Source organism: Microbispora siamensis (assembly GCF_016863095.1).
GTDB lineage: Bacteria > Actinomycetota > Actinomycetes > Streptosporangiales > Streptosporangiaceae > Microbispora > Microbispora siamensis.
Window position 1 is genome coordinate 229,641 of the sequence record NZ_BOOF01000002.1, and the last position, 26,128, is coordinate 255,768.

At 72.8% G+C, this 26,128-nt stretch carries 23 protein-coding genes and 1 riboswitch; of the genes, 9 read left to right on the top strand and 14 right to left on the bottom strand.

Annotated elements, in window-relative coordinates:
* Positions 1–3: 3 nt before the first annotated feature.
* The 4 genes from Msi02_RS02810 to Msi02_RS02825 form a co-directional block, all read right to left on the bottom strand.
* The gene (locus Msi02_RS02810; RefSeq protein ID WP_204046904.1) at positions 4–954 is read right to left on the bottom strand and encodes an ABC transporter substrate-binding protein; all 951 of its coding nucleotides are present in this window, start codon (positions 952–954) and stop codon (positions 4–6) included.
* A gap of 78 nt (positions 955–1,032) precedes the next feature.
* A riboswitch (cobalamin riboswitch) is annotated at positions 1,033–1,163 on the bottom strand.
* A 105-nt stretch (positions 1,164–1,268) separates the two neighbouring features.
* Positions 1,269–3,458, bottom strand: a complete 2,190-nt coding sequence (locus tag Msi02_RS02815) for a hypothetical protein (RefSeq protein WP_204046905.1) — start codon at positions 3,456–3,458, stop codon at positions 1,269–1,271.
* 31 nt (positions 3,459–3,489) lie between these two features.
* A complete protein-coding gene (locus Msi02_RS02820) occupies positions 3,490–5,526 on the bottom strand; it encodes a hypothetical protein (RefSeq protein ID WP_204046906.1) in 2,037 nt (678 codons plus the stop codon).
* A gap of 120 nt (positions 5,527–5,646) precedes the next feature.
* The gene (locus tag Msi02_RS02825; RefSeq protein WP_204046907.1) at positions 5,647–7,035 is read right to left on the bottom strand and encodes a hypothetical protein; all 1,389 of its coding nucleotides are present in this window, start codon (positions 7,033–7,035) and stop codon (positions 5,647–5,649) included.
* Positions 7,036–7,766: 731 nt separating this feature from the next.
* Here Msi02_RS02825 and Msi02_RS02830 point away from each other — a divergent pair.
* Positions 7,767–9,041 carry an acyltransferase family protein gene (locus Msi02_RS02830; RefSeq protein WP_239108062.1) on the top strand — a complete coding sequence of 425 codons (1,275 nt, stop codon included), beginning with the start codon at positions 7,767–7,769 and terminating at the stop codon, positions 9,039–9,041.
* On the opposite strand, the gene Msi02_RS02835 is transcribed toward Msi02_RS02830, so the two are convergent.
* Positions 9,004–9,876, bottom strand: a complete 873-nt coding sequence (locus tag Msi02_RS02835; protein ID WP_204046908.1) for a Gfo/Idh/MocA family protein — start codon at positions 9,874–9,876, stop codon at positions 9,004–9,006. The two genes, Msi02_RS02830 and Msi02_RS02835, sit on opposite strands and share 38 nt — an antisense overlap.
* Positions 9,877–9,975: 99 nt before the next feature.
* Between Msi02_RS02835 and Msi02_RS02840 the strand changes: the two genes are divergently transcribed.
* Positions 9,976–10,557, top strand: coding sequence for a histidine phosphatase family protein (locus Msi02_RS02840; RefSeq protein ID WP_079314285.1), 582 nt, complete (start codon positions 9,976–9,978; stop codon positions 10,555–10,557).
* A 74-nt stretch (positions 10,558–10,631) separates the two neighbouring features.
* On the opposite strand, the gene Msi02_RS02845 is transcribed toward Msi02_RS02840, so the two are convergent.
* The 3 genes from Msi02_RS02845 to Msi02_RS02855 all read right to left on the bottom strand — a co-directional run bounded on the left by Msi02_RS02845 (position 10,632) and on the right by Msi02_RS02855 (position 12,124).
* Complete coding sequence (locus Msi02_RS02845) at positions 10,632–10,907, bottom strand: hypothetical protein (protein WP_079314286.1); 276 nt, start codon at positions 10,905–10,907, stop codon at positions 10,632–10,634.
* A gap of 116 nt (positions 10,908–11,023) precedes the next feature.
* Positions 11,024–11,257 carry a DUF397 domain-containing protein gene (locus Msi02_RS02850; RefSeq protein ID WP_079314287.1) on the bottom strand — a complete coding sequence of 78 codons (234 nt, stop codon included), beginning with the start codon at positions 11,255–11,257 and terminating at the stop codon, positions 11,024–11,026.
* Entirely contained in the window at positions 11,258–12,124 is an 867-nt protein-coding gene (locus tag Msi02_RS02855) for a Sco1979 family transcriptional regulator (RefSeq protein WP_505745415.1), read from the bottom strand.
* Between the two features lie 154 nt (positions 12,125–12,278).
* On the opposite strand from Msi02_RS02855, the gene Msi02_RS02860 reads away from it, so the two are divergent.
* Both Msi02_RS02860 and Msi02_RS02865 read left to right on the top strand, forming a co-directional pair.
* Positions 12,279–12,788, top strand: coding sequence for an ATP-binding protein (locus tag Msi02_RS02860; protein WP_239108063.1), 510 nt, complete (start codon positions 12,279–12,281; stop codon positions 12,786–12,788).
* Between the two features lie 435 nt (positions 12,789–13,223).
* Entirely contained in the window at positions 13,224–15,611 is a 2,388-nt protein-coding gene (locus Msi02_RS02865) for a helicase-associated domain-containing protein (RefSeq protein ID WP_204046910.1), read from the top strand.
* Between the two features lie 30 nt (positions 15,612–15,641).
* Here the strand turns inward: Msi02_RS02865 and Msi02_RS02870 are convergent, their stop codons facing one another.
* Positions 15,642–16,892, bottom strand: a complete 1,251-nt coding sequence (locus Msi02_RS02870) for an ArgE/DapE family deacylase (protein ID WP_204046911.1) — start codon at positions 16,890–16,892, stop codon at positions 15,642–15,644.
* A gap of 96 nt (positions 16,893–16,988) precedes the next feature.
* On the opposite strand from Msi02_RS02870, the gene Msi02_RS02875 reads away from it, so the two are divergent.
* Positions 16,989–18,038: an endonuclease/exonuclease/phosphatase family protein gene (locus tag Msi02_RS02875; protein WP_204046912.1), complete on the top strand. Its 1,050-nt coding sequence runs from the start codon at positions 16,989–16,991 to the stop codon at positions 18,036–18,038.
* Here Msi02_RS02875 and Msi02_RS02880 read toward each other — a convergent pair whose 3' ends face one another.
* A complete protein-coding gene (locus Msi02_RS02880) occupies positions 18,039–18,677 on the bottom strand; it encodes an NADPH-dependent F420 reductase (protein WP_204046913.1) in 639 nt (212 codons plus the stop codon).
* Positions 18,678–18,775: 98 nt separating this feature from the next.
* On the opposite strand from Msi02_RS02880, the gene Msi02_RS02885 reads away from it, so the two are divergent.
* Positions 18,776–19,171 carry a winged helix-turn-helix transcriptional regulator gene (locus tag Msi02_RS02885; RefSeq protein ID WP_204046914.1) on the top strand — a complete coding sequence of 132 codons (396 nt, stop codon included), beginning with the start codon at positions 18,776–18,778 and terminating at the stop codon, positions 19,169–19,171.
* A gap of 3 nt (positions 19,172–19,174) precedes the next feature.
* Here Msi02_RS02885 and Msi02_RS02890 read toward each other — a convergent pair whose 3' ends face one another.
* On the bottom strand, positions 19,175–19,723 hold the full coding sequence (locus tag Msi02_RS02890; RefSeq protein ID WP_204046915.1) for a DUF1349 domain-containing protein: 549 nt from the start codon (positions 19,721–19,723) through the stop codon (positions 19,175–19,177).
* Between the two features lie 358 nt (positions 19,724–20,081).
* On the opposite strand from Msi02_RS02890, the gene Msi02_RS02895 reads away from it, so the two are divergent.
* The 3 genes from Msi02_RS02895 (at position 20,082) to Msi02_RS02905 (ending at position 22,303) form a co-directional block, all read left to right on the top strand.
* Positions 20,082–20,696: an RlpA-like double-psi beta-barrel domain-containing protein gene (locus Msi02_RS02895; protein WP_204046916.1), complete on the top strand. Its 615-nt coding sequence runs from the start codon at positions 20,082–20,084 to the stop codon at positions 20,694–20,696.
* A gap of 62 nt (positions 20,697–20,758) precedes the next feature.
* Positions 20,759–21,079 carry a GroES family chaperonin gene (locus tag Msi02_RS02900; RefSeq protein ID WP_204046917.1) on the top strand — a complete coding sequence of 107 codons (321 nt, stop codon included), beginning with the start codon at positions 20,759–20,761 and terminating at the stop codon, positions 21,077–21,079.
* A gap of 51 nt (positions 21,080–21,130) precedes the next feature.
* Positions 21,131–22,303, top strand: a complete 1,173-nt coding sequence (locus Msi02_RS02905; RefSeq protein ID WP_204046918.1) for a M20 metallopeptidase family protein — start codon at positions 21,131–21,133, stop codon at positions 22,301–22,303.
* Positions 22,304–22,306: 3 nt separating this feature from the next.
* Here the strand turns inward: Msi02_RS02905 and Msi02_RS02910 are convergent, their stop codons facing one another.
* The 3 genes from Msi02_RS02910 to pta form a co-directional block, all read right to left on the bottom strand.
* Positions 22,307–22,729 carry a TIGR02611 family protein gene (locus Msi02_RS02910; RefSeq protein WP_239108064.1) on the bottom strand — a complete coding sequence of 141 codons (423 nt, stop codon included), beginning with the start codon at positions 22,727–22,729 and terminating at the stop codon, positions 22,307–22,309.
* 63 nt (positions 22,730–22,792) lie between these two features.
* Positions 22,793–23,971, bottom strand: a complete 1,179-nt coding sequence (locus tag Msi02_RS02915; protein ID WP_204046920.1) for an acetate/propionate family kinase — start codon at positions 23,969–23,971, stop codon at positions 22,793–22,795.
* Positions 23,968–26,052, bottom strand: a complete 2,085-nt coding sequence (pta, locus tag Msi02_RS02920; protein ID WP_204046921.1) for a phosphate acetyltransferase — start codon at positions 26,050–26,052, stop codon at positions 23,968–23,970. The genes Msi02_RS02915 and pta overlap by 4 nt, the downstream gene beginning before the upstream one ends.
* Positions 26,053–26,128: the final 76 nt, after the last annotated feature.

Below are 26,128 nucleotides of genomic sequence, written 5' to 3' on the forward strand. Positions count from 1 at the left end.
GGCTCAGCTCGCCGCCTTCTGCATGGCGTCGCTGACGGCCTGGGCGAGGTCGGCGACCCGGGGCCCCCAGCGGGAGGCGACGTCGTCGTCCAGCTCCACCACGCGGTCCTTCTTGACGGCGGACAGGCCGGACCAGCCCGGCCGCTTGGCCAGCGCGGCGGCGTTCTGGCCGCAGCACTTGGTGTCGCCGAGGAAGATCAGGTCGGGGTCGGCCTTGGCGACGAACTCCGCCGACAGCTTGGGATAGCCGCCCGCCGCGTCGGGCGCCTCGTCGGCGATGTTCTTCAGCCCGAAGAGGCTGTAGACCTGCCCGATGAACGTGCTCGACGTCGCCGCGTAGGGCGTGGTGTCCAGCTCGTGGTAGTACGTCAGGCCCTTGTCCTTCGGCGCCGCCGCCGCGAGAGCGTCGATCTTCTGCTTGACGCCGCTCGCCACCTCGTCGGCCTTGGCCGCGTTGCCGGTGGCCGCGCCGAGGTCCCTGATCTGGTCGTAGGTGTCGTCCAGCTTGGTGGCGGCGGGTTCGAGCAGCACCGGCACGCCGACCTTGCCGAGCCCGGCGACCACGCCCTCCAGGTCGTTGGCGAGCACGACGAGGTCGGGCTTGGCGGCGACGATCGCCTCGACGTTGGGCTTGAAGCCCGACAGCGACGTCTTGGGCGCCTCCGGCGGGTAGTTCGACTGGTCGTCCACCGCCGCCACCTGGCCGCCCGCGCCGATCGCGAACAGGATCTCGGTGGCCGTCGGGGACAGCGACACGATGTGCTCGGGCCTCTTGGCGATCGTCACCGCGCCGTTGCCCGCCTGGACCGTGACGGGGAAGGCGCCCTGTCCGGTGCTGTCCGAGGCGGCGGGGGTGGGGGTCGCGGACGTGGCGGCGCCGTCGGTCTGGCCGCAGCCGGCCAGAGCGAGCACGCCCAGCACCACACCCGCGACGGCCGTGCGTACGGGCCTCACGAGGTCCTCCATCAGGGGGAATGCCGGGAATCGAGGGACCCGCTGGAAGCGACGGATCACCCTTTTCCACGAGGGTCGATGGCGTCGGCGCACAGCGCAGGCGACCTGGCTCGTCCCCGGGGGCGGGGAACCACAGTTGCGGGACAGCGCCGGATTCTCACCGGACTTCGCTACGCGGCGCGCGTCGGACGCAACGGTACCAATCCCTCACCCGGCGTCCACCCCCACCCCGCCCCCCGCCGGGCTCCGCCCAGGTCCCCATGCGGCGAAGAAGGCGTGGCCGCCCGCCTCCCCCCAACGGCGACGGTTGCTCGTCAGGACGGCGACGGCCGCAGGCCACACCAGGCGTCGGCGCAGGTGAGGACGTGATAGGTGGGAGTTCTCCTGCCATCGAGCGTGCCGTACCAGACGACGCGGGGGCGGCGGTCGGGACCGATGGCGACGTCCACCTCGCCCACGTCGGACCTGGGGACCAGGTGGGTGACGCCTCTCCCCGCGCAGTCGTCGTCGCGACAGGACAGGACGGCTACCGATGGGTCGGCCGCGTCGTATCCGGCCAGAACGGGACGGCCGGCCGGATCCAGGGCCAGGCCGGGGGCGCTCAGCGTGACCAGCTCGGAGGACGCCACCGTCCGCGGGGTCCCGGAGCAGGACGAATCACGGCAGAGCATGATCGTCGTGTCCCCGGTGCCACCGCCGTTGTGGACGATCACCAGTCTGCCGTCCGGCCTGACGGCGACCTGGAGCCGCAGGTCGTCGAGGGACCTCCGGGGGTCGTACCGTGGCGAGGACCTGTCAGGCATGTCGAAGGCGCGAATGGCCGGATGCCCGCATGCCGCGGTGTCGCAGATCGCGATGATGACCTTCCGCCTGATCAGGTCCGCGTATGCGATCACCGGGCGCCCGTCCGGAGACGTCGCGACGGCGAGGGCGCGGGACTTCTGGTTCGTGACGAAGCCCGCGACGGTGAGGTTTCCCACCGTGATCGTCTGGGGGCGGACGCAGCGCAGGTCCGGGCACCGCGTGAGCATCACGCGTGCGGGAGCCGGGTATCGGTCCGCGGAGACGGGGGCGATCGAGGCGACGGCGATGCCGCCTCGCGTCGCGACCACGGTGGCGTTCACCGGGGCCACGTCCAGCCGGAGCACGTCGCCGGGCGCTGTCCTCAACGGCGGGCCGGGACGCCACGTGCAGCCGTCGGGCCGGCAGGAGAACAGCTGGAGCTCCCGCCGTTCGACCTCATCGGGCTCCCTCACCCAGCCCGCGAACACCACCGAGCCGTCGGGGGTGACCGCCGCCCCGGACTGCTCCTCGAAGGAGACGTCCAGGATGACGGTGGTCTGCGTGCCGCAGGTGCCGTCGCCGCAGAACGTCACCTCCTGGAACCCCCGGTCGCGGATGACGATCGGAAACCCGCGAGGGCCGAAGGCGATCTGGACCGGTCCTGGGCCGTCCTCGCCGAGATCCCAGCCGAGGTCCTCGCCCGCGATCGCGTTGTCGGTCACGCTGCTGAGCGGACCGGCCACCGCGTAGCCGCCGTAGAGCAGGCCGGGCAGAAGCACCAGCCCGACCGGCCACCAGCGGGTGCGCCGCCCGCCCGGCGCGCCGCCGGTCGCGGTCGCGGGCCGCCCGCGCCTGCCCTTGTCTCCCCGGATCACCACGGATCCCCAGCGTGCCTGGTTCTTCTGATGGAGCCGCGCATAGCAGCAGCCGAGCACGGCGGCCTGGAACGGCAACAGCAGGACGGCCGCCGTCATCCGCAGGGCGTCGCCGATCTGCACGCCGGTCGGGACGGGGAGCGCCGCGCAGAGGAGGTGCAGGCCGAGCTGCGCCAGGCCAGGAACGGCGGCGAAGGCCACCACGATCGTCCGGATCGTCCACCAGTAGTCGTGGGCTGCCAGGTGGTACGCCGCCGTCAGCGGGGGAATTCGGTCGGGCAGCGCCGTCCAGGCGAGTACGGCCGGGAGCGCCAGGAGGACGAGCAGCACGCCCAGGATCACCACCGCGACGATCGACCCCGTCGCGTGGGCCATCAGGGCCATGGCGCCGACCTGCACGGCGAGAATCACCACGAGATTGACGGTGAGCAGCAGCACGGCGTGCGGGCGCCGGAGAACGGCCAGAGCGGCACGCCCCGCCGACAGGGGGCGGCCCTCGATGTGGTCCACCACGAGGTGGCTGCCCGCGGCCAGGCAGGCGAACCCTGCCACGACGGCCGTCAGCACGAGTCCGACGAAGATCCATAGGACGGCCGGTGAGGGCGCTAGGAGCACGGGAGCTCCGTTGACGAAGGCGATCCGGCGGCCCAGGGCCACCGGCACGGCCACCAGCGCCACGAACGGCGGGACGAGGACCAGGGCGCACACCGCCAACAGGTGCCGGTAGAGACGGACGGCCGTGCCGTACATGATGAGCAGGCCGCGAAAGCCCTTCAACTGGTCGAACACGTCATCCGGCCAGGCGGCGGGCGACTCCGTCGCGCTCACCGGCGTTCCGAGACTCATGTCCCTCCTCGGTGATGTCTGGGCGCTTCGTTCAGGACTTCAGGCAGTACGGGTCGGCGCAGGTGAGGACGTGATAAGTGGGCGTTCCCCCGCGATCGGGCGTGCCGTACCAGACGATGCGCGGGCGGCGGTCGGAGCCGACGACGAGGTCGAGGGGACCGAACGCGTTCGCGGGAATGAGGTGGGTGAGTCGGCGGCGGGCGCAGCCGGTGTCCTCGCACGCCAGGAGGGTCACCCGGAGGTCCTCCGTGTCGTAGCCGGCCAGGATCGGACGACCGGCGGCGTCAAGGGCCAGGCCGGGGGAGCTCTTGGTGGCGATCTCGGACACGGTTGCGGACCGCGGGGGCCCGGAACACTCCCGGTCGGGGCAGAAGAAGATCTTCGTGACCTCACGCTCCGGGTCATTCTCGACGATCACCGGCCTGCCGTCCGGCCCGATCGCCATCTGGATCCGCAGTGAACCGGTCAGCCACCCCCACAGGACCGGCTCGGGCGCCTCGGACGCCGTGAAGGCATGGGTCCGCGGATGCGGGCAGGCGGGGGAATCGCAGCTCACCACTGTCGTCCTTCGCGAGACCCGGTCGACGTAGGCGATCACCGGGCGCCCGTCCGGGGAGCTGGCGACGGCGACCGTGCGGTTGTCCACACTGACGGCGGCCCTGTCGCGGAGGCGGCCGACAGTAATAGTTCGCGGGGCGGCGCAGGCGGCGTCCCGGCAGAGCGTGAGCTCGACGCGCGCGAAAACGCCGCCGGAGCCGGGCTCCGGGGCGATCGAGGCGATGGCGACGCCGTCCGGTGTCGCGGCCGCGGCGACGTTCACGTGGAGCCACCCTTTCCGCGCCAACCGCAGTGGCCTTCCGGGCCGTCGCGCACAGCCGCCGGGGCTGCAGGAGAACAGGTGGAGCTCGACGTCGTCGCTCGGCCCCGGCTCGTACACCCATCCTGGGATCAGCACCGAGTCGTCGGGCATGGCGGCGGCGACGGATTGCCCGTCCAGGTAGGCCCCCAGGGGGACGGCGGCCTGCCGTGCGCAGGCGCCGTCGCCGCAGAAGGCCGGCTTCAGCGTGCCCCGGTCGGTGATGATGACCGGTCGGCCGCCGGAGCCGGTGACGATCTGGGCGCTGATCGGCTGGTCCGGGTAGCGCTCCTTCGCGATGAGCTCATTGTCGACCACCTCGGCCCGCCCGAGCGGGTTGGCGGCGGCGAACCCCCCGTACAGCAGGCCGGGGAGCAGCGCGGCCACGACAGGCCAGGACCTGGTCCGCCGCCTGGCGGGTTCGCCGGTCGTCGTGGGCTCCGGCGCGTCCCATTTCCTGAGGTAGGCGTAGCAGCATCCCAGCGTGGCCGCCTGGAACGGTGCCAGCAGGACCGCCGCCGTCACCCGTACGGCGTCGTCGATCGCCACACCGGTGGGAACCGGGAGCAGGAAGCGCAGGCCGTACAGGGCCGCCTGGGCCAGGCCGGGGATGACGAGGCACCCCAGCGCGACCCTCCAGGCCGTTCCTGCGTAGTCGCGGGCGGCCAAGCGGAACGCCGTTCTCAGCGGAGTAACGCGCCCCGGAAGCACAGTCAGCGCGGTGAGGGCGAGCAGGGCGGGCAGCGTGAAGACGCCGGCCGTCGCGGCCAGGGTCAGCGCCAGAACGATCGACTTCACCAGCTCCGCCACGACGACGACCAGGACGAGCAGCACTCCGGCTGCCAGCGTGAGCTCGGCGGCGAGCAGCAGGAAGGCGTGCGGGCGGCGGAGGACGGCCAGGACGGCACGCGCCGGCGACAACGGGCGGCCGTCGATGTGATCGACGACGAGGCGGCTGCCCGCGGCCGAACAAGCGAGTCCGGCGGCGATCATGATGAGCAGCACTCCGGCGTACGTCCACAGGACGCGCGGTGACGAGGTCAGGAGCAGCGGGCTCCCGTTGACGATGGCGATCCGGTCCCCCAGGGCCACGGCCACGGCCAACGGCGTCACAAGGCCCGGGACGAGGGTCATGGCGCACACGGCCAGCAGCGGCCGGTAGAGGCGGGCCGCGGTGCCGTACATGATCTCAAGGTCGCGCCTGCCCCTCACCTGGGCGAGCGTCTCCTGGGACCACGCTTCCGATCGGGCCGCCGGGCTTGCGGACGATTCGAGACTCATTTCCCCCCTCGTGGCTGCGGGCCGGTCGCGTGAAGACGGGCCGCGGGCAGATCAGCGCCCCGGCCCCCGTTCCTCATGGGGCGCAGTGCGGGTCGGCGCAGGTGAGCAGGTGGTACGCGTTGTCGCCGGCCGGATCGGCCGTGCCGTACCACAGAATGCGCGGCCGCTGGTCGGAGCCGATGGCGAGGTCGAACTGCCCGACCCCACCGGCGGGCAGCAGAGGGGAGGCGGAGCGGCGGCCTGCGCGTCCGACGACTCCTCGGTGGCCTTCAGCGGCTTGCCCGGCCGCCGGATGCAGCCGTCCGGCCGGCAGGAGAACATCACCAACTCCATGCGGGAGGCACCGATCTCACTCGTCCAGCCCGCGACGACCAGCGAGCCGTCGGGCGCGACCGCCGTCGCCGGATGGGTGCGGAAGTACACGTCCATCGTGACGCTGACATGGCCGCCACAAGCGTCGTCGCCGCAGAACACCACCACCGGGCGGCTCTCGTCGCGGAAGATGACGGGCTCCCCGCCGGGGCCGAACATGATCTCGGTGCGCGACGGGTGGTCCACGTCCCCTTCCTTGACGCCGATCTCGTTGTCGACCATGCGGGCCCCTAAGAGCGGCTCGGCCGCGTACCCGCCGTAGAGCATGCCGGGCAGCAGGGCGACCAGCAGTACGGCCGGCCGCGTGACGATCGGCGGCCACCGCCGCCCGACGCGCTCGTGGCCGCGGTCGTCGCCCTTCTCCCGGTCGAGGTCGTAAACGGTGGCCGGCCCCAGCCGGTGTAGGTAGGCGTAGCAGCAGCCGACGGCGGCGGCCTGGAGCGGCGTCTGCAGGACGGCCGCGGCCAGCCGCGCCGCGTCGCGGAACGGCCCGCCGGTCGGGGCGGGAAGCAGCCCGCCCAGTGCGAACAGGCCCAGTTGGAGCAGGACGGGAACGGCGAGGTACCCCAGCACCAGCATCCAGACGGCTCCGCCGTAGTCACGGGAGATCAGCCGCCAGGTCATGCGCAGCGGAGGAACCCCGTCGGTCAGTGCGGCCCATGCGATCATCAGCGGCAGCGTGGTGACGCCGACCGCCATCACCACGACCACCGCCGGGACGACGGACGGCGCCGAGGCCGCGAGCGCCGCACCGATGGCCACCAGCACGACGACGGCCAGCACGAACAGGATGACGAGCATGGCGAACGTTCGCGGCCGGCGCAGGACGGCCGTCACCGCGAGCCGGGCCGACAACGGACGACCGTCCATGAAGTCCAGCACGAGACGAGCGCCGCCGGCCAGCGCGGCGAGGCCTGACGCGATCGCGGTCAACACGGCCACGGCGAGGATCAGGCCGAAGACCGGTGAGGACTCTACGAATCGCGGGATTCCGCCGACGACGGCGACCCGGCCGCCCGCGGCGACGACCACGGCCAACTGCGTCACAAGGCCCGGGACGAGGGTCACGGTGTATATCGTCAGCAGGTGCCGATAAAGGCGGCGAGTCGTGCCGAAAATGACCGAAACGCTGCCGCAGGTGGCTATTCGCGCAAAAGTATCCGCGGGCCGGTCTCCGGATCGCGTCGTCGTGCTCGCGAGCGGTTCGCGATCCATTCTTTTCCTCGCGGGCGCCTGTTTCGGACGATCGACCGGCCTGCCTGGGGTGATGCTCGAGCAGCGAAGTGCCGGAAACCAGGCCAGACTAATCCACGAATCGGGATCGCGCATCCCATAAATTTCTCGTGATACCGGAGGATTTCGACGGACGGCCGAATTTCGCTTTCGCGGCGATAGCCTCTCCGGCCGATACATGACCCTGGAGACCGGGTGTGCCATACCCGACGGGGAAGGCCGGGGCGCGCTGTCATGGGCGCGGTCCCGGCCCGGCCTGGTCACCGCGCCGCGGGCATGGACAGCCGCCTGCCTTGCATCTATCTACCGGGGCGTACGCGGGGATGGTAGGGCAGGCCCTACCCCGGCGGTAGGGGGTCGCCCATGATCGGAAGTAGGGACCGCGTCGCTGCGCCGGGCAGGGCCGCGGCGGGACGCTTGACGTGCTCGACGGGGCCATGACTCCGAGACCCCGCGCACTCAGGAGCCTCCGAGCCCCCAGAGCCTCCGAGCTCACAGTGCCGAAGCCCCCGACCCCCGCCCGCGGGTTGACCACCCCGGCGGCCGACACAGCGAAGGCGGCCCCCGTGTCCCTGACCATGCTTCCTCCGGCTCCACAGCGGGCCCCGGCCGCGCCCGCGCCACGGGACCGCTTCATCGACGTCCTGCGCGTCTTCGGGATGGTCCTCGTGGTCGTCCAGCACTGGACGATGCCGGTCCTGTCGTACGCCCAGGGACGCCTCACCACGGGCAACGCCCTCGCCGCGATTCCGTACGTCACCTGGATCTCGCAGGTCATGCCGCTGGTCTTCTTCGCCGGGGGCGCGGCCAACGCGATCAGCTTCAGGTCCGCCGTCCGCCGGGGCGGCACCGCCCGTGAATGGACGGCGCGCCGGGTACGCCGCCTGGCCTGGCCGGTGGTGCCGCTGGCGGTCGTGTGGCTGCCGCTCCCCCACCTCCTGGTGGCCCTCGGCGTGCCCGCGCAGCCGGTGGAGGTGGCCGCGCGCACGGTCGGCCAGTTGCTCTGGTTCCTGGCGGTCTACCTCCTGGCCGTGGTGGCCACACCGCACCTGCTGCGGATGCGGACCGGGGTGGTCCTGCCGGTGCTCGCGGGCGGCGCGGTGCTGATGGACGTCGTCCGGTTCTCCGGCCTGGAGGCCGCAGGCTACCTCAACGTCGCGTTCGTCTGGCTGGCGGTGCACCAGGTCGGGTTCCGGTACGCCGAGGGCGGCCTGGAGTGGCTGACCGGACGGCGGGCGGCCGGGCTCGCGGTGGCCGGGTTCGCGATGGTGGCGGGCCTGGTGGCGGCCGGACCGTACCCCGCCAGCATGATCGGGATGCCCGGCATGATCTCGAATATGGCCCCGCCGAGCGCCTGCCTGCTCGCGCTGTTCGCCGGTCAGCTCGGCCTGGCGATGCTGCTGCGCCCCGCCGTGAACGCGCTGGCCGCCCGCCCTCGAGCCGAGGCGGTGCTCACCGCGCTCGCGCCGCGCATGATGACCGTCTACCTGTGGCACATGACCGCGCTCGTCACCGTCGCCGGTGTGGCGACCCTCGGGTTCGGGCTGGCGACCCCGTCGGCCGGCTCGGCGGCGTGGTGGAGCGCCGTCCCGCTGTGGCTGGCCGCCCTGGCGCTGGTCCTGGTCGCGCTCACCGCGCTGCTCGGCCGCTTCGAGGAGCCCGTGGGCGCCGCCGCCCACCGGCACGTGCCGGCCGCCGCCCCGCTCGTCGGCGGCGCGCTGCTCACCCTCACGATCACGGGTTTCGCGCCCGGCCCGGCGCCGCTGATCGCGTGCGCCGCCCTGGTCGCGGGCCTGGCCCTGGTCAGCCGGCCCGCAGCTGCCGCTCCACGTCGTCGATGATCTCCTGCAGGCGCAGGCCGTGGCGGGCGTCGAGCGGATGCCCGCCGCCGTCGCGTACGGTGCCCGCGAACTGCCGGACCACCTCGGGGAAGACGTCGCCGAGTTCGGAGCCGAGCAGCGAGGCGCTGCCGAGCCGTCCGTACACGTCGATCCGGCTGGGCGGGGTGTCGCCCTCGACGGCCATGCTCAGCGACGCCTCGCTGACCGCGCCGCCCTCGTGCTCAAGCAGCAGGCCGACCCAGCCGAGCGGGTCGCCGTGGGCCTTGACCGCGACCACTCGGCCGAGCGCGGCGTCGAGCAGGTCGATCATGTGCGGGCCCACGTCGAGCACCGCACCGCGCTCAAGCCGCCAGGGGGTGGCGAAGGGGCCGCCGCGCAGGCTTCCGGAGATGTTGACGGCGTGCCCTCCGAAGGGTTCGATCCGCCGGGCCCGGTCGAGGAAGCCGGCCGTCGCCGCCGAGTAGCGGAACGTGAAGAGCATCTGGGAGGCGACGCCCGCCTCCTCGATCGCCCCGGCCAGGCGCCGGGCGCCGTCGAGGTCGGCCGCGAGCGGCTTCTCCAGCAGCAGCGCCCTGCCCGCCCGGGCCGCGAGCACGCCCAGCTCGGCCTGTACGGCGGGCGGCACGCAGAAGGCGACCGCCTCCGACGCCGCGAACAGGTCCTCCAGCCGCTCGAAGGAGGGCGCGCCGTGGGCGTCCGCCAGCGCTCGCGCCGCCTCGGGCCTGCGCGCCCAGACCCCGGACAGCGTCGTGTGCGGCCCCGCCGCGAGGGCGGGCGCGTGCACCATCTCCGCCCACGGTCCCGCGCCGACGAGTCCCACCCGCACCGGCTCCATGACGCCCCCTTTCCGGCGGGACCCTACTGCAGGCCGCCGATGGACGGTCAAGGGGGCCGCCGCGCGTGAAATCGGCCGTACGGGCAAGATGGACCGTCTATGAACGTCATCCTGCTGAGGCACGGCGAGACCGAGTGGAGCAGGGCCGGGCGGCACACGGGCCGCACCGACCTGCCGCTGACACCGCACGGCGAGGAGGAGGCGCGCGCCCTGTCCCGCCTGGTGGCGGGCCGGTCGTTCGCACTGGTCCTCGTCAGTCCCGCGCAGCGGGCCCGCCGTACGGCCGAGCTCGCCGGCGCGGGGCCGTACGAGGTGGACCCGAACCTGTGGGAGTGGGACTACGGCGGCTACGAGGGGATTTCCACCGCGGACATCCGCAGGTCACGCCCCGGCTGGTACGTCTGGCGCGACGGCGTCGTCCCGGGAGACGAGGCGCACCCGGGTGAGACCGTCGAGCACGTCGGGGAGCGGGCGGACAAGGTCCTCGCCCGGATCCGCTCGGCGGACGGCGACGTCCTGGTCGTCGCGCACGCGCACATCCTGCGTGTGCTGGCGGCGCGCTGGCTGTCGCTGCCGGCCGACCACGGCAGACACCTGCGTCTCGACACCGGGACGTACTCGGTCCTCGGCTACGAGCACGACGACGAGCCCGTCCTGCTCCGCTGGAACGTGCCGACCTGAGACGTGCCGGTCCGGAAACGTGCCGGTCCGAATCAGACCGGTCCGATCACGCGTGCCTGTTCACGCGTGCCTGTTCACGCCTGGGCGACCGGCTGGGGTTGCGGGCCTCGGCCGGTCAGCCATTCCAGGACCTTGCGGTGGCCGCGCCGGGCGTCCTCGAAGTGCCCCCACCGCCAGTACCTGGGCTGCTCCCGCACCCCGGTGACCCATGTCCGATACGCCACCGTCCTGGGCCGCCCGTCCGCCGGGTCGGCCGGTGCGGCGACGCCGTAGGTGCGGATCACCACGCGGCCTCCGGGTGCGAACAGCACGTCGTCGGCCACCGGGTAGAGAGTCATCTGGTCCAGCACGGGGTCCCCCTTGTGAGCTTTCCTGGGACTCACTGTGCCGGATCCGTGTTACGCCTCCCGCGTCGCGCTGTTACGCCCGTGAGAAGCGGGTGAACACGGGGTTACACCAGAACAGGTCAGACCAGGAGGCCGTCGAACTCGCCGTCCTTGACCCCGAGCACCAGGGCCCGTATCTCATCTCGTGTGTAGATGAGCGCCGGTCCGTCGGGATAGCGGGAGTTCCGGACGGCCACGCCGCCGTCGGGAAGCTCGGCCAGCTCCACGCAGTTGCCGGTCGAGTTGCTGTGGGCGCTTTTCCGCCAGGTGACCCCGGCGATGTCGGTTGCGGGCATCCCGTTATATGTCTGCATTCATGTCTCTCTGAGAAGTTCGCCGAGGATCTCGGCAGTGCCGCCGGGCGTGGTGCTCTCCACGCACAGCTGCTCCATGGCCGTGAGGTAGGGATCGATGTCCTCACGTTTGTCCAGGTAGAGCGCACCCCAGAGCTGCTCGACGTAGACCACGTCCGAAAGGTCGGACTCCGGGAAGCGGAGGATGGTGAACGCGCCTCCCTCGGCCGCGTGCATCCCGTAGCGAAGGGGCATCACCTGAAGGGTGATGTTGGGCAGCGTGGACACCTCCAGCAGGTGCTGGAGCTGTTCCCGCATCGTCGCACTCCCTCCGATGGGCCGCCTGAGCGCGGCCTCGTCGATGACGGCCCACAACCGGGGGCCGTCCTTGTGCGTGAGCCTCTCCTGCCGCTGCATCCGCAGATGGACGCGCTGCTCGAGCTCGTCCTCCGAGGCGTCCGGATGACCGAGCGTGATCACCGAGCGGGCGTACGCCGCCGTCTGCAGCAGGCCGGGCACGAACTGCACCTCGTAGGTGCGGATCACGCTGGCAGCCTCCTCCAGGCCGACGTAGGTGACGAACCAGTTCGGCAGCACCTCGCCGAACTTGTGCCACCACCCGGGCGTGTTCGCCTCGCGGACCATCTCCAGCAGGCCACGCCGCTCGGCGTCGTCGTGGACGCCGTACAGCGTGAGGAGGTCTTCGACGTCACGTGTCTTGAACCCGACCCGGCCGAGCTCCATCCGGCTGATCTTCGACTCCGAGGCACGGATGTGGAATCCGGCGACCTCGCGGGTCAGGCCCCGCTGCTCACGCAGCCGGCGCAGGCTCGCGCCGAGCATGATGCGTCGAACGGTGGAACCGGATCCGGGCGGATCTATGGACACGTGCTATTCCTCCGCTTTGTGGACTGGTTCACAGTCTGTCAAAGATCGCCCCCTTCGTCCCAGTGGTGTTCGGGAGTACCGTAGCGCTTGCACAACGCGCTTGCACGTGCATTCGCTCTTGCACATGCACGGGAGTGTCCCTCATCATGATCCCGTGCAGTCCACGAACCTGACTCGTGGCCAGAACCAGTGGTCGGCGCTCGACTGGTGGCCGCCTATCGGCTGGTGGCCGGAGCCCGCACGCGGTCTCCTCGAACCCGGGTCGGCCACCGCCAGCGCCACCTTCGTCCTGCCGCCCCGCGCGGAATCGGTCCACTCGGCGCGCAGCTTCACCGCCGGGACCCTCTCGGGCTGGCAGTTGGCGGACCTGCTCGACGGGATGGAACTGGTCGTCTCGGAACTGGTCACCAACGCCCTGCGGCACGGCATGACGCTCACCGACAGCCGCACGCGGGAGGCCATGCGGCTGTCGTTGATCCGGCGGGGCGCGCACGTGACCTGCGCGATCACCGATCCCGGCTCGTCCGCGCCGGTGCTGCGGGATCCGAGCCCGTTCGAGCCGGGCGGCCTCGGGCTGCACATCGTGGAGTCGCTGAGCGTGTGCTGGGGATGGTGCCCGCTCGTCCCGCAGGGCAAGGCGGTGTGGGCCGTACTGGCGGCCTGAAGCAGCGCGGCCCGAACAGAGGCCGGCGGCCGGACGGCGGGGCCACACGCTTCGCCGGGAGCTTCGGCCGCCCCGCGCGGGGAGTGACGGCTCTCCGCTCAGGAGCACCGGAAAACCTAACCCGATCGCCAGATCTACCTGTCGCCGGTCATGGTCCGCCGGCCGAAGAGCGCTCCCGTGCAGCCCGGAATGCATGGGAGCGCCCTCCGGCCGGCGGCCCGGATTCCCCGGAACCGCCCCTGAGGCCGGGCGCGGCACGCGATGATGGGCGAGAGCGGGCCGTGACGGCCCGGCGGCGTGCTCGTTCCCAAGCGATCGGCGGAGAAATATCGTGATCTCGGGATCCGTGACTTTGCGCTCATTGTCCGCCCACGGGCCCCGCCGAGACTGTGATCTGCACTACGGTGGCTTCCTGGGACTCCCGAGAGATCAACAATGGACGATCACCTAATCGGCTGGCTGACCAGTCTTGACGAGGACAGGCTCGCCCGCGTGCTGGCGAACCGGCCGGACGCGATCGCCGCGCCGTGGCCCCGGCGCCTGGACGCCCTCGCGCAGCGGCTGACCGACACCTTCGCCGTCATGGAGGTCATGCGCGGCCTCCCCCTTCCCCCGCTCGAACTCCTGCAGGCGTGCCTGGTCATCGGCGGCCGTCCGACGGAGGACGAACTGGCCCGCTTCCTCGGGGTGAGCGCCTCCGCGGTGATCCCGTGGCTCGACCACCTCTACGACCACGCCGTCGCCTGGCCCGGCCGCGACGGCAGGATCACCGTGGCCGAGGCCGTCGCCCGCTGGTGGACCGCGCCCTGCGGCCTGGGCGAGCCGCTCGGCGCGTACCTCGACTCCTGGAAGCTCAGCACCGACGCGCTGCGCCGCATGTGCCGGGTGCTCGACCTGTCCCCGCACGGCGGCAGGCGCCAGGTGATCGCCCGGATCACCGCCCTGCTCGGCGACTGCGAGCGCCTGGGGTCGCTTCTCGACGACGCCCCCGACGGCACGCTCGGCATGCTGGACGACTTCGCGTGGGACGGCCCGGTCCGCAGCGTGAACGGCAACCGGTTCATCACCCCGGGCACGCCGGAGAAGTGGGCCCTCGACCGCGGCCTGCTCTTCCGCACCCAGTGGGACCTGGCGGAGATGCCCCGCGAGGTCGCGCTGGCGCTGCGCGGCCCCGACTACCGCGGGCCGTTCACGCCGTACCCGCCCGACCTGGCCACGGCGGAGTCGGACGCCGACGCCGTCGAGCACGCGATGTGCCTGGCCGCGCCGCACGTGCTCGACCGGGCCACCGCGCTGCTGGAGAACGTCGACAAGACGCCGCTGCCGCTGCTCAAGAACGGCGGGGTCGGCGTGCGGGAGATCAAGCGCCTGGCCAGGGAGACCGGCTGCGCCGAGGACGAGACCCGGCTGCTGCTGGAGGTCTGCGCGGTCGCCCGGCTGATCGCGATCGACGAGGAGGCGGGCGGGCTGACGCCGGCGGGCCGGTACGACGCGTGGCGGCTGGAGGAGGCGCCCATGCGGCTGCGCGTCCTGCTGGCCGCGTGGTGGCGGATGGAGCGCTCGTCGCTGCGCCGGGTGGACGGCCGCCACCCCGCCGCGCTCGGCGACGACCCGGCCGGCGAGACGATCGCCAGGATCCGGTGGGCCCTGTTCGCGGCACTCGCCGAGATCCCCGAGGGCAGGTCCTTCGCGACGCTGCCGGAGCTCGTGCAGCGGGTGCACTGGCGCGCCCCGCTGCTCGACCGGGAACTGCTGGACGGCTGCGCGGCGGCCGTGCTCGAGGAGGCCCGCCTGCTCGGGCTCGTCGCCTGCGACGCGCTCACCGGTCTCGGCCGGGCGCTCGCCCCGCTCGCGGGCGTGGCCGGGGACGAGAGCCGCGAGTGCGTGCCCGAGGTCGAGCACGACCCCGCGCTGGCGAAGGCCGCCACGCATGCCATGGCGAGCGCGCGGCGCACGGCCCTGTTCGGCGCCGACCTCACCGCCGTGGTGACCGGCCCGCCGTCGGTCGAGCTCGCCGCGCTGCTCGACCGCGCCGCCGACCGTGAGTCGCAGGGCTCGGCGTCGGTGTGGCGGTTCAGCCCCGCGAGCGTACGGCGGGCCCTGGACGGCGGCGACACGGCCGACACGCTCATCGCCGACCTGTCGGAGGCGGGGACGCTCCCCCAGCCGCTGACCTACCTGATCAGGGACGTGGCGCGGCGGCACGGCGAGGTCACGGTGTCGTCGGTCGGCTGCATCGTGCAGGGTTCCGACCCCACGCTGCTCGCCGAGATCGCCGCGCACCGGAAACTGGCCAAGCTGGGCCTGCGGCTGCTGGCGCCGACCGTGCTCGCCGGCGCGGCGCCCGCCGCGGCCACGCTGGCCGCCCTCAGGGAGGCGGGGTACGCCCCCGTGCCGGTGGACGACACCGGAGAGATCACCATCCGGCGCGAGCCGCAGGGCGGGCGGCTGATCCTCCTGCCCGGCGGCCGGGTCGCCGAGCTCGAACCCCCCGGTCCGCTGCTGGAGCCTCCGCCGGACCCGCGCGAGCACGCCAGGCGGCTGCTGGTCAGCGGCGGCCCGGTGGCGGCCGCGGCGCAGCCCCGCCAGACGTGGGCCGTCATCGGGCGCATGGCGACCCGGCTCCCGGCGGCGCAGCAGTCGCTGCTGGGTTTCGTCGTGGACCGCGACGTCCGTGCGATGATCACGCTGGCCGACGGGGTCACCGCCACGGTCAGCCACGGCGAACTGCGCAGCGGCGTGCTCGACGCGTGGTGCGAGGAGGCCGGCGACTACCTGGAGTTCCCGCTCAACGAGATCGCCTCGGTCACCGCCGACTGCTGACCGCCGTCACCGCGGCCTCAGCGGACAGTCTCAGCGGACGCCGCAGCGGCGCAGGACGAGCAGGGCCAGGGCGCGGGTGACGTCGCGGACCTCCCGCAGGTCGACCTGCTCGCGCGGGGCGTGCGCGAAGCGGACGTCGCCCGGCCCGTAGTGCAGGGTCGGCACGCCCGCCCCCGCGTACAGGCGCAGGTCGCTCCCGTACGGCGCGGCGGTGCGGCCCGGCCGCGCCCCGGTCACGTCGGCCACCGCGCGGGCCGCTTCCTCCGCCAGCGGATGCCCCTCGGGCAGCCGGCCGCTGGCGAACTGCCCGCCCGGCCAGGTGACGCGTACGGGGTTGTCCCGCAGCCAGGGGTCGTCCAGATCGGCGAGCGCGCTCTCCAGGGCGGCGCGGGCGTCGGCCGGGTCCTCGTCGAGCCGGACGCCCAGCCGTCCCTCGGCCACGAGCAGGTCGGGCACCGTGCTCGCCCAGTCGCCCGCGCGCACGGTGCCGATCTCGATCGGGTACGGCAGCGGGTTGCCCTCGAAGAGGGGGCCGGGATCGGCGTTGCGCTCGCGTTCGAGCCGGCGGACGGCCTGGAGCACCGGCACGAACGCCTCGACGGCGTTGACCCCCTCGTAGCGGGTGGCGCCGTGCGCGGCCCGGCCGGCGACCTCCAGGCGGAAGGTCAGCGCGCCCGCGTTGGCGGTGATCAGCTTCCCGCTGGTCGGCTCGGTGATCACGGCCGCCTCTCCCGTGTGGCCTCTGGCCAGGGTGGCGAACGCGCCGAGCCCGCCGTCCTCCTCGCTGACCACGCAGTGGACGGCCAGGGGGCGCGCGAGCCGTACGCCGGCCACGCGCAGCGCACGCACCACGGCGAGGTTGGCGGCGAGACCGGCCTTCATGTCGCAGGCGCCCCGGCCGTGCAGGGCGGTCGCGGTGAGGCGGGCGCCGAACGGGTCCTGCCCCTCCCACTTGCCCGGGTCGCCGATCGGCACGACGTCGGCGTGCCCCTGCAGGATCAGCGCGGGCGTGCCCTCGCCCTCGGTGACGCCGACGACGCCGTAGCCCTCGGCGCGCTCCGCCTCCATGCCGGGGAACCCCTCGCGGGAACGGAGATCGTCGAGGTCGAGCTTCCACATGTCGACGTCGAGGTCCCATTCGGTGAGCATGCGGGCGCATCTGTCCTGCAGGTCGGACTCGGCGTCGGTGCCGGTGACGCTCGGCACCCGGACCAGGCCGGCCAGCAGGCGCACGGTCTCGGCCTCGTCGATGGCGTCCAGGACTCTCGCTTCGACATCCATGCCGGAGACTGTAAGGCCTCCCCCCTACCGGCGTGGAACCCCTGAATGCACGTGCATACGCGTCGTACAGTGGATCTTTCGGAAGGGAGTCCGGGGATGGCGAGACTGACAGCCGGCTGGGTGGGCCGCCCGGGGATCTGGCGCGGCCTGCTCGCGTGGCCGGCGGTCGCGCCGTTCGCGCTGTGGGCCGTGCTGCGGCTGGTGCCCGGCGACGTCCACTTCCGGTGGGTGCAACTGGTGGCGTTCACGCCGTACGTCGCCCTCGCCTCGGTCGTCGCGCCGCTGGTCGCGCTGCTCGTGCGGCGCCCGGCGGCGCTCGTCGCGGGCCTGGCGGTCACCGCGACGCTGGCGGCCTGCGTGCTGCCCCGCGCGCTGTCGGACCCGTTCCCGTACGGCTCGGCCGGCGCGGGTGTGCGGGCGGCCGGCGCCCTGGGCACATCAGGGACACAGACCCCGGCCCTCCGGGTCCTGTCGGCCAACCTGCTCTACGGCTCCGTCCCGCCCGCCGCGCTGGTGGACCTCGTACGGCGGCTGCGCCCCGATGTCCTGACGCTCCAGGAACTGACCCCAGAGGCGTCGGCGGGCCTACGTGCGGCGGGCCTGACCACGCTCCTGCCGTACGCGGACGACCGGGCGCAGGAGGGCTCGGGCGGCTCCGGGCTCTTCACGCGGTTCCCCCTGCGGCCGGAGGAGCTCACGACCGTCAACGACCGCCAGCAGGCGGCGGGCGTCGTCGAGGTTCCCGGCGCCGGGCCCGTCGCCGTCGTGTCCGTCCACCCGTGCGCGCCGCGCTACGCGTACCGGTTCAGCTGCTGGTCGAAGTCGCTCGCCGCGCTCCCCGGTCCGGGCGGGCCCGTACGGATCCTGTCCGGCGACTTCAACGCGACGCTCGACCACGCCAGGGTCCGGCGCCTGCTCGACGCGGGCTACCGGGACGCGGCCGACGCGACCGGCAACGGTCTGGCCGGCACCTGGCCGTATCGGAGGTCGTCGGACTTCAGGGGTCTGCCGGTGCCGCCCGTCACCCTCGACCACATCCTGGTGGACCCGCGCGTCGCGGTCCGGGCGTTCGGCGTCCACCGGCTCCCGGTGACCGACCACCGGGCGATCTTCGCCGAACTGGTCCTGCCCACGACCGGCGTCTAGCTAGGCCCGTTCCGACGCCGGGAAGGCGAACCGCGGCTCCGCTCCGGACCACCACACGCCGATCGCGAACGCCGCCGTCGCCTCCAGGTAGACCGCGCGGGACAGCCCTCCGCAGGGCATCGGCGTGCATCCCATCGACGTGATCAGCGCGGCGGTCCGGTCGAGGCTGCCCGGATCGTCGCCGCAGAACGGCACGGCCAGCGGAACTCCTTCGAACGCCGGCCGCGGCACCGTCCAGATGCTGTCGTGGCACAGGTTGAACGCCTTGACCACATGGGCGTCCGGCGCGGCGTCCGCCATCAGCCGGGCGACCGAGGTCGTGCCGCCCGTCGTCAGCGTCAGCCCGTCGTCGCCCGGCTCGACGGGATTCGAGCAGTCGAGGACGGTCCGCCCGGCGAGGACGGCCGCGAGCCCGTTCACCAGCCGTGGCGCCACGCCGGCGGGAACCGCCGCGAGGACGAGTTCGCCGTGCGCGGCCGCGTCCGCGAGCGTTCCGTCCTTCGCGGCGCCGATGCGGGCCGCCGTCGCGGCGGCCGCGGCCCGGTCGCGTCCGCCGACGAGCACGTCGTGCCCCGCGCGGACCCAGGCGCCGCCCAGTGCCGTGGCCATCCCGCCCGTGCCGAGGATGCCGATGCGCATGGTGCCTTCTCCGTTCCGGATGAACCAGGTGACGGCCCAGACGTTAGAGAAGCCGACGCACACCACACGGTGTCTTTCGGACCGGGCAGGATGGGGCCATGGACGAGTTCCACGACGAGCGCGCGTACACCTCCGACTGCCGGGCGCGCCTCGCGTTCGAGGTGCTCGCGAACCGCTGGGACAGCGTCGTGGTCTACACGCTCGGCGAGGCCGGCCCGATGCGGCCACGGCGGTTGCGCGCCCGGATCGGCGGAATCTCTCCCAAGGTCCTCAACGAGGCGCTGCGGCGCCTGGAGTACAACGGCCTGGTCGAGCGCCGGGCGTACGCCGAGGCGCCGCCCCGCGTCGACTACGCGCTGACGGAGGCGGGCACGGCGCTGCTCGCCCCCATGCGCGCGATGGGCGAGTGGGCCGTACGCCACGGGGACGCCGTGCTGGACGCCCAAGACCGGTTCACGGCGCGGGGACGGGACCGGCGCCTCACCGGCGCCTGACGCCTACCTCAGTGACACGCGGGTGAAGCGGGTCTCGAAGCCCTTGCCGGCCGGGGCGGCGCACATGACCCCGGCGAGGGCCGGCGCCTGCGGCGGGAAGTAGGCCAGGCGCAGCATGTGCTCGGGCTCCGCGCCGTTCACGCCGTATCGGACGGTCACGGCGTCGCCGGCCCGTTCGAGGTCGAACGTCGCGGAGACGAGGCCGCCGGGCGCGGGCGTGACGGACCAGTCGGAGAAGCCGCGGGTGACGACGACGCTGAGCTGGTGGCCGCCGTCGACGAACTCGACCCCCGCCTTGATCCAGTTCTCCTCGTCGATCCGGAGCACGGCCCCGGCCTGGTCGTACTGCTCGGCGTAGTCGGCGTCGAACGTCACGGTCAGCCGGACGTCCCCGGCGACCTGGCGGCCGAACATGTGGGCGGTGTCGTACGAGTAGCCGTAGTGCGTCTTCTGCCACAGGTCGCTCTGGGCGTCGGCGACGGCCCGCAGACCCTCTCCGGTGTGCGACCACCCGGCGGGCTCGTTGATCCACACGAAGTCTTCGAACGCCATGCCGGCCCCTTGCCGTCGCTTTGACTGATCTTGTTATGAGAGCGTTTTCCGAGGCTCGGAGTCAAGGACGATCTACCTGCAATTTAGATCGATTTGTCCCCTTTACTCCCTCTTTCCCTATACTCGTGCCTCACATCACCTTTTACCCCAATAAATCCCGTACATCGCATCACCGTCGTATCCCCTTCCCAGGGAACGCGCGGCCCGCATCCGGAGCCTTCCGCCCCTCCTCACCGAGGGCCGCTCCGCCATGGCCGGACGCGCGTGCGGAGCCCGCCGGCCAGCCGGGACTCCTCGACGACGCGAGGCCCCGTTCCCCCCCCCGGGGCCGCCCCGCGACCGAGACGAAAGGAACCTCATGCGCAAGCGAGCCCGTCAGGCGATCACCATGGCGATGGCCGGAACCACACTCGTCGCCGGCGCGGCCACCGCCGCGAACGCCTCGGTGATCCCTCAGGCTCCCTCCTCCGCGCCGCTCCCCCGGACGGTGCCCGCCACCTCACCGGACACCACCCGTCCGATCCCGGCAGACCCTGTTTCCCTGACCCTGGCCTCCCTGGGCGCCGCCTTCAACGCGACCCTCCGCACGGCGTACGCGGAGATGAAGAAGGCCGCCTCCCTGCCCTCCGGCGTCTCCACCGCCACGTCCTTCTGGGACGGCGAGACCGCGTCGGGCAAGCCGATGCGCTACCGGACCGTCGCCAGCCCCTACTGGCCCCTCGGCACCAAGGTGCGGATCACCTACAAGGGGAAGAGCGCGATCGGCGTCGTCGAGGACTTCGGCCCGGCCGAGTGGGCCGTGGCCCAGCACGACATCCCGGCGATCGTCGACCTGTCCGAGAAGATGATGGCCGACCTGACGGGCGTCGCCTCCAACACCGTCCACGTACGGTTCCAGGTGCTCAAGTGGGGCAAGGGCGGCGTCTACCGCCGCTCCGGAACCGGCTACGACCTGGCAATGGGCCACCGGTGAGATCCCGCCGCCGGTGAACCTCCGATGACGGTGCCCGGCGCCGCTCCGCGTACACTGCGAGCGTGGCTGACCCGAAGTTCGAGATCCAGATGCTCCACGACCGCGTGATGGTCAAGGTTCAGCGGGAGCTTGAGGAGCGGCGCAGCAGCGCGGGCATCGTCATCCCGGCCACGGTCAAAATGGCCAACCGGCTCGTCTGGGGCGAGGTGTGCGGCGCCGGCGCCAGCGTCAGGTCGGTCAAGACCGGCGACAAGGTCCTGTTCAACCCCGAGGACCAGTACGAGGTGGAGGTCCAGGGCCAGATCTACCTGGTGCTGCGCGAGCGCGACCTGCACGCCGTCGCGACGCAGCAGACCGACCACGGCACCGGCCTCTACCTCTGACCGCCCGGCTCCCGGCCCCCCGCCGAGCCCCTGTCACCCCCCAGGTGGACCATGAGCTTCCAGGATGAACTCGTCGAGCTTCGCCGCGCACTGCACCGGGAGCCGGAGATCGGCCTCGATCTGCCCCGCACGCAGGAGAAGGTGCTCGCGGCGCTCGACGGCCTGCCCCTGGAGATCACCACCGGCGAGCGCCTGTCGTCGGTGACCGCCGTGCTGCGCGGCGGCCGCCCTGGCCCCGCCGTACTGCTGCGCGCCGACATGGACGCGCTGCCGGTGCACGAGAAGACCGACGTGCCCTACCGGTCGCGCTTCGACGGCCGCATGCACGCCTGCGGCCACGACCTGCACACGGCCATGCTGGTGGGAGCCGCCCGCCTGCTCAGCGAGCGGCGCGCCGACCTCGCCGGAGACGTGGTGCTGATGTTCCAGCCCGGCGAGGAGGGCCAGGAGGGCGCCCGGCTGATGATCGAGGAGGGCGTGCTCGACGCGGCCGGGGCTCGGCCCGTCGCCGCGTACGGCATGCACGTCTTCTCGACCACGATCCCGCGCGGGCTGTTCCTGACCAAGGGCGGGCCCGTGCTCGCCGCGGCCGACACGCTGACCGTGACCGTGCGCGGCAGGGGCGGCCACGGGTCCTCCCCGCACCGCGCCCTCGACCCGATCCCGGCGGCGTGCGAGATCGTGACGGCCCTGCAGACCCACGTCACCCGCGGCTACGACGTGTTCGACCCCGTCGTGGTGACCGTCGGCAGCTTCCACGCCGGCACCACCGACAACGTGATCCCGGACGAGGCCGTCTTCGAGGCCACGGTGCGCACGTTCTCGACCGGCTCGCGCGACCGCATCAGGGAGGGCCTGGTCCGGCTCGCCCGCGGCATCGGGGAGGCGCACGGCCTCACCGTCGACTGCGAGTTCGGCCTCGGCTATCCCGTCACCGTGAACGACGACGCCGAGGCGGAGTTCGCCGCCCGCACGGTGCGTGAGGCCCTCGGCGAGGACCGCTACTTCCCGCTGCCCACCCCGGCGACCGGCTCGGAGGACTTCTCGTACGTGCTGGAGCAGGTGCCGGGGGCGTTCCTCGTGGTCGGCGCCTGCCCGCCCGGCCGGGACCCCGCCACGGCCCCGGCCAACCACTCCGCCGCGGCGGAGTTCGACGACGCCATCCTGTCCGACGGCGCGACGCTGCTCAGCGAGCTCGCGATCCGGAGGCTGGCCCGCGGCTGACGGTCAGCTCAGGAGTTCGCGGGCCTTCTGGACCAGGTCGACGCCGAGAGTCAGCCGGACCGACACCCAGACGATGGCCGCGGCGCAGAGCAGGGTGAGCGCGCTCGCGACGATGCGGACGAACCAGTTCTGCCGCTTGAGCCAGTCGGTCGCCGCCCTGACCCTGTCCTTGGCGAACTCCAGCAGCCGGGACGCCCAGGGGAACTCCGTGGCCAGGACGGCGAGCCCGGCGAAGACCACCAGCCAGCCCGGCCCCGGGAAGGGCACCATGATCAGGCCGGTGACCACGAGGGCGGTGCCGATCACCCCGATGACGATCCGCAGCGTCAGCCGGCCGGCCGGAGTCGCGCGGACCCGGTCGAGCCAGCCCGGCGAATCGTCGGTCCCTTCCTGTCCACCCGTACGACTGTCCTCAGCCGTCGCCACACGGCTCACCCCCATTCGCTGCCCACGATAGCCAGCGGACGACCGCGGCGGCGATCGGCGGCTTCACGCGTCCCCGAGGCAGGCGGCGGTCTGCTCGGCGATCTCCAGTTCCTCGTTGGTGGGCACCACCAGCACCGTCACCTCGGCGCCCTCCGGGGAGACCACCCTGGCCTCCGCCGACTCCGCGGCGTTGCGGCCGGGGTCGATCTCGATGCCGAGCCGGGTGAGCCCGGTCGTCGCGAGCGCGCGGACGCGGGGGCTGTTCTCCCCCACCCCGCCGGTGAAGACGAGGGCGTCCACGTGGCCGAGCGCCGCGTAGTAGGCGCCGATGTAGGCCCGCACGCGGTAGCCGTAGACGTCGAGCGCGAGCCGGGCGTCCTCGTCGCCCGAGTCGGCCAGCCGCCAGACCTCCCGCATGTCGTTGGCGCCGCACATGCCGAGCAGGCCGCTCTCCTTGTTGAGCGCCGCGTCGACGCCGGCGAGGTCCATGCCGGCGACCCGGCCGAGATAGGCGCCCAGAGCGGGGTCGACGTCCCCGGAGCGGGTGCCCATCACCAGGCCAGCGAGCGGCGTGATGCCCATCGAGGTGTCCACGCTGCGCCCGCACCGCACCGCCGTCGCGCTCGCGCCGTTGCCGAGGTGCAGCACGATCGAGTTCACCTCGTCGTACGGCCGGCCGAGCAGCGCGGCCGCCCGGCGGGAGACGTACGCCGTGGAGGTGCCGTGGAAGCCGTAGCGGCGCACGCCGAGCTTGCGGGTCCACTCGCGGGGGACGGCGTAGGTGTGCGCGTGGGGCGGGATCGTGCCGTGGAAGGCGGTGTCGAAGACGGCGACGTGCGGCAGGCCGGGGAAGGCCCGCCGGGCGACCCGGATGCCCTCCAGGTTGGCCGGGTTGTGCAGCGGCGCGAGCGGTGCGATCTCCTCGATGGCCCGCTCGACCTCGTCGTCGATCAGCACCGGCGTGACGAACCGGCTGCCGCCGTGGACGACCCGGTGGCCCACGGCGGTCACGCGGTCGAGCGGCGGCCCGTGCTCGGCGAAGGCCGCGAGCACCGCCTTCAGCCCCTCCTCGTGGTCGGCCACCCGGCGCTCGGTCCGTACGCCGTCATGGGCGAGCACGCTCTCGTCCTCGCCGATGCGCTCGATCAGCCCGCCGGCCACGGCCCGGCGCGTCCCCATGTCGATGAGGCGGTACTTGATGGACGACGACCCCGTGTTCAGGACGAGGACCTGCCCGCTCACTGTCTCTCCCCTCGCGCCTGCGCGCTGACTGTCTCCCCGTGCGCCTGCGCCTGGATGGCCGTGATCGCCACGGTGTTGACGATGTCGCCCACGGTCGCGCCGCGGGACAGGTCGTTGACCGGCTTGCGCAGGCCCTGCAGGACCGGCCCGATCGCGACCGCGCCGGCGCTGCGCTGCACGGCCTTGTAGAGGTTGTTGCCCGTGTTGAGGTCGGGCACCACGAACACCGTCGCCCGCCCGGCCACCGGGCTGCCGGGCATCTTGGTCCGCGCCACGCTCGGCTCGGCGGCGGCGTCGTACTGGATCGGGCCCTCGACGGGCAGGTCCGGCCGCAGCTCGCGGACCCGCGCCGTGGCCTCGCGCACCTTGTCCACCTCGGGCCCGGCGCCGGACTCGCCGGTCGAGTACGACAGCATGGCCACGCGCGGCTCGACCCCGAACCTGGCGGCCGTGGCGGCCGACGAGATCGCGATGTCGGCGAGCTGGGCGGCCGTGGGGTCGGGGACGACGGCGCAGTCGCCGTACACGAGGACGCGGTCGGCCAGGCACATGAAGAACACGCTGGACACGACGCCCACGCCCGGCGAGGTCTTGATGATCTCGAACGAGGGCCTGATCGTGTGGGCGGTGGTGTGCGCCGCGCCGGAGACCATGCCGTCGGCCAGCCCGAGATGGACCATCATCGTGCCGAAGTAGGAGACGTCGGTGACGATGTCGCGGGCCTGCCCGACGGTCACGCCCTTGTGCGCGCGCAGCCGGGCGTACTCCTCGGCGAACAGCTCGCGCAACTCCGCGTCGAACGGGCTGACCACGCGGGCGCCGTCGACGGCCAGGCCCATCGTGGCCGCCGCCAGCCGGATCTCCCGCTCGTCGCCCAGCAGGGTCAGCTCAGCCACGCCCCGGCGCAGCAGGCTGTCGGCCGCGCGCAGGATCCGCGGCTCGGCGCCCTCCGGCAGCACGATGTGCCTGCGGTCGGCGCGGGCCCGGTCCAGCAGGTCGTACTCGAACATGAGCGGGGTGATCGCCGCGGCCTTGGTGACCTGCAGGTTGCGCAGCAGCGCCCCGGCGTCGACGTGCTCGGCGAAGACCCCGAGCGCGGTGTCGATCTTGCCCTTGGCGTCCGGGCTGAACCGGCCCTCGGCCTTCGACAGCTTGGTCGCGGTCTCGAACGTGCCGCCGCCGGTCGTGATGATCGGCAGCCGGATGTCCATGCCCTTCAGCAGGCGGACGACCGCGTCGGGCAGCTCCAGCCCGCCGTTGAGGATGATCGCCGACAGGGCGGGGAACGTGGGGGCCTTGTGCGCGGCCAGCAACCCCGGCACCAGCGCGGCGGCCCGGTCGGCGGGGACGACGACCGCCAGGCCCTCGGTGAGGCGCTCCAGGATGTTCGGCAGCGACATCGCGCCGATCATCAGCCCGCCCGTCTCCCGGCCGAGCTGGTCGGCGTCGCCCATGAACAGGTCGCCGTCGCAGGCGGCCATCAGGTCGCTGACCGTCGGCGCGGACAGCCGCCGCACCTCCGGCAGGACGTACGCGGGGACGCGGGCGGCGACCTCCTCCACCAGGCCGGGGGCGACCCGCGTGACGACCGTGGCCAGCTCGGTGGCGTGCCGTTCGGCCAGCTCCTTGCGCGACATCTCCACCGCCGCGGCGATCTCGTCCGGGGTGCGGTCGAGCCCGGTCACCACGTTCATCACCGGTGTGCCGAGGTTGGCGGCGAGCTCGGCGTTGAACACGAACTCGGTGGGCGCGCCCACGTCGGTGTAGTCCGTGCCGATCACCACGACCGCGTCGCACCGCCCGGCGAGCGCCCGGTAGCGGGCCAGGATCTCCCCCGCCGCGCGCTCCTCGTCGGCGTGCACCTCCTCGTAGGTGACACCGGTGCACATGGCGTACGGCAGGCCGATCCCGAAGCGGCCGCGCGCGGTGTTGACCAGGCTGTCCTCGCGGCCTGGCCGGACGACCGGCCGGAACACGCCGACCGTGCCCACCTGTCGGGTCAGCAGTTCGATCATGCCGAGGGCGATCGTGCCCTTGTTGCTCCTCGCGTCGCCGGCCGCGACGTAAACCCCGATCGCCATCGCGCAGTCACCCCTGTCCCGGCGCGGCCCGACGGCCCGCCCAGGCAAGGCTATGCGAAGGGCCTCGCGCGGATAC

What these genes read in the sequence shown, in the direction of transcription:
- Msi02_RS02895 (WP_204046916.1), top strand. Translation starts at nt 20,082, where the DNA reads ATGCGCAAGCGAGCCCGTCAGGCGATCACCATGGCGATGGCCGGAACC.
- Msi02_RS02875 (WP_204046912.1), top strand. Translation starts at nt 16,989, where the DNA reads ATGGCGAGACTGACAGCCGGCTGGGTGGGCCGCCCGGGGATCTGGCGC.
- Msi02_RS02850 (WP_079314287.1), bottom strand. Translation starts at nt 11,257, where the DNA reads ATGCAGACATATAACGGGATGCCCGCAACCGACATCGCCGGGGTCACC.
- Msi02_RS02840 (WP_079314285.1), top strand. Translation starts at nt 9,976, where the DNA reads ATGAACGTCATCCTGCTGAGGCACGGCGAGACCGAGTGGAGCAGGGCC.
- Msi02_RS02835 (WP_204046908.1), bottom strand. Translation starts at nt 9,876, where the DNA reads ATGGAGCCGGTGCGGGTGGGACTCGTCGGCGCGGGACCGTGGGCGGAG.
- Msi02_RS02815 (WP_204046905.1), bottom strand. Translation starts at nt 3,458, where the DNA reads ATGAGTCTCGGAACGCCGGTGAGCGCGACGGAGTCGCCCGCCGCCTGG.
- Msi02_RS02890 (WP_204046915.1), bottom strand. Translation starts at nt 19,723, where the DNA reads ATGGCGTTCGAAGACTTCGTGTGGATCAACGAGCCCGCCGGGTGGTCG.
- pta (WP_204046921.1), bottom strand. Translation starts at nt 26,052, where the DNA reads ATGGCGATCGGGGTTTACGTCGCGGCCGGCGACGCGAGGAGCAACAAG.
- Msi02_RS02905 (WP_204046918.1), top strand. Translation starts at nt 21,131, where the DNA reads ATGAGCTTCCAGGATGAACTCGTCGAGCTTCGCCGCGCACTGCACCGG.
- Msi02_RS02885 (WP_204046914.1), top strand. Translation starts at nt 18,776, where the DNA reads ATGGACGAGTTCCACGACGAGCGCGCGTACACCTCCGACTGCCGGGCG.
- Msi02_RS02865 (WP_204046910.1), top strand. Translation starts at nt 13,224, where the DNA reads ATGGACGATCACCTAATCGGCTGGCTGACCAGTCTTGACGAGGACAGG.
- Msi02_RS02870 (WP_204046911.1), bottom strand. Translation starts at nt 16,892, where the DNA reads ATGGATGTCGAAGCGAGAGTCCTGGACGCCATCGACGAGGCCGAGACC.
- Msi02_RS02880 (WP_204046913.1), bottom strand. Translation starts at nt 18,677, where the DNA reads ATGCGCATCGGCATCCTCGGCACGGGCGGGATGGCCACGGCACTGGGC.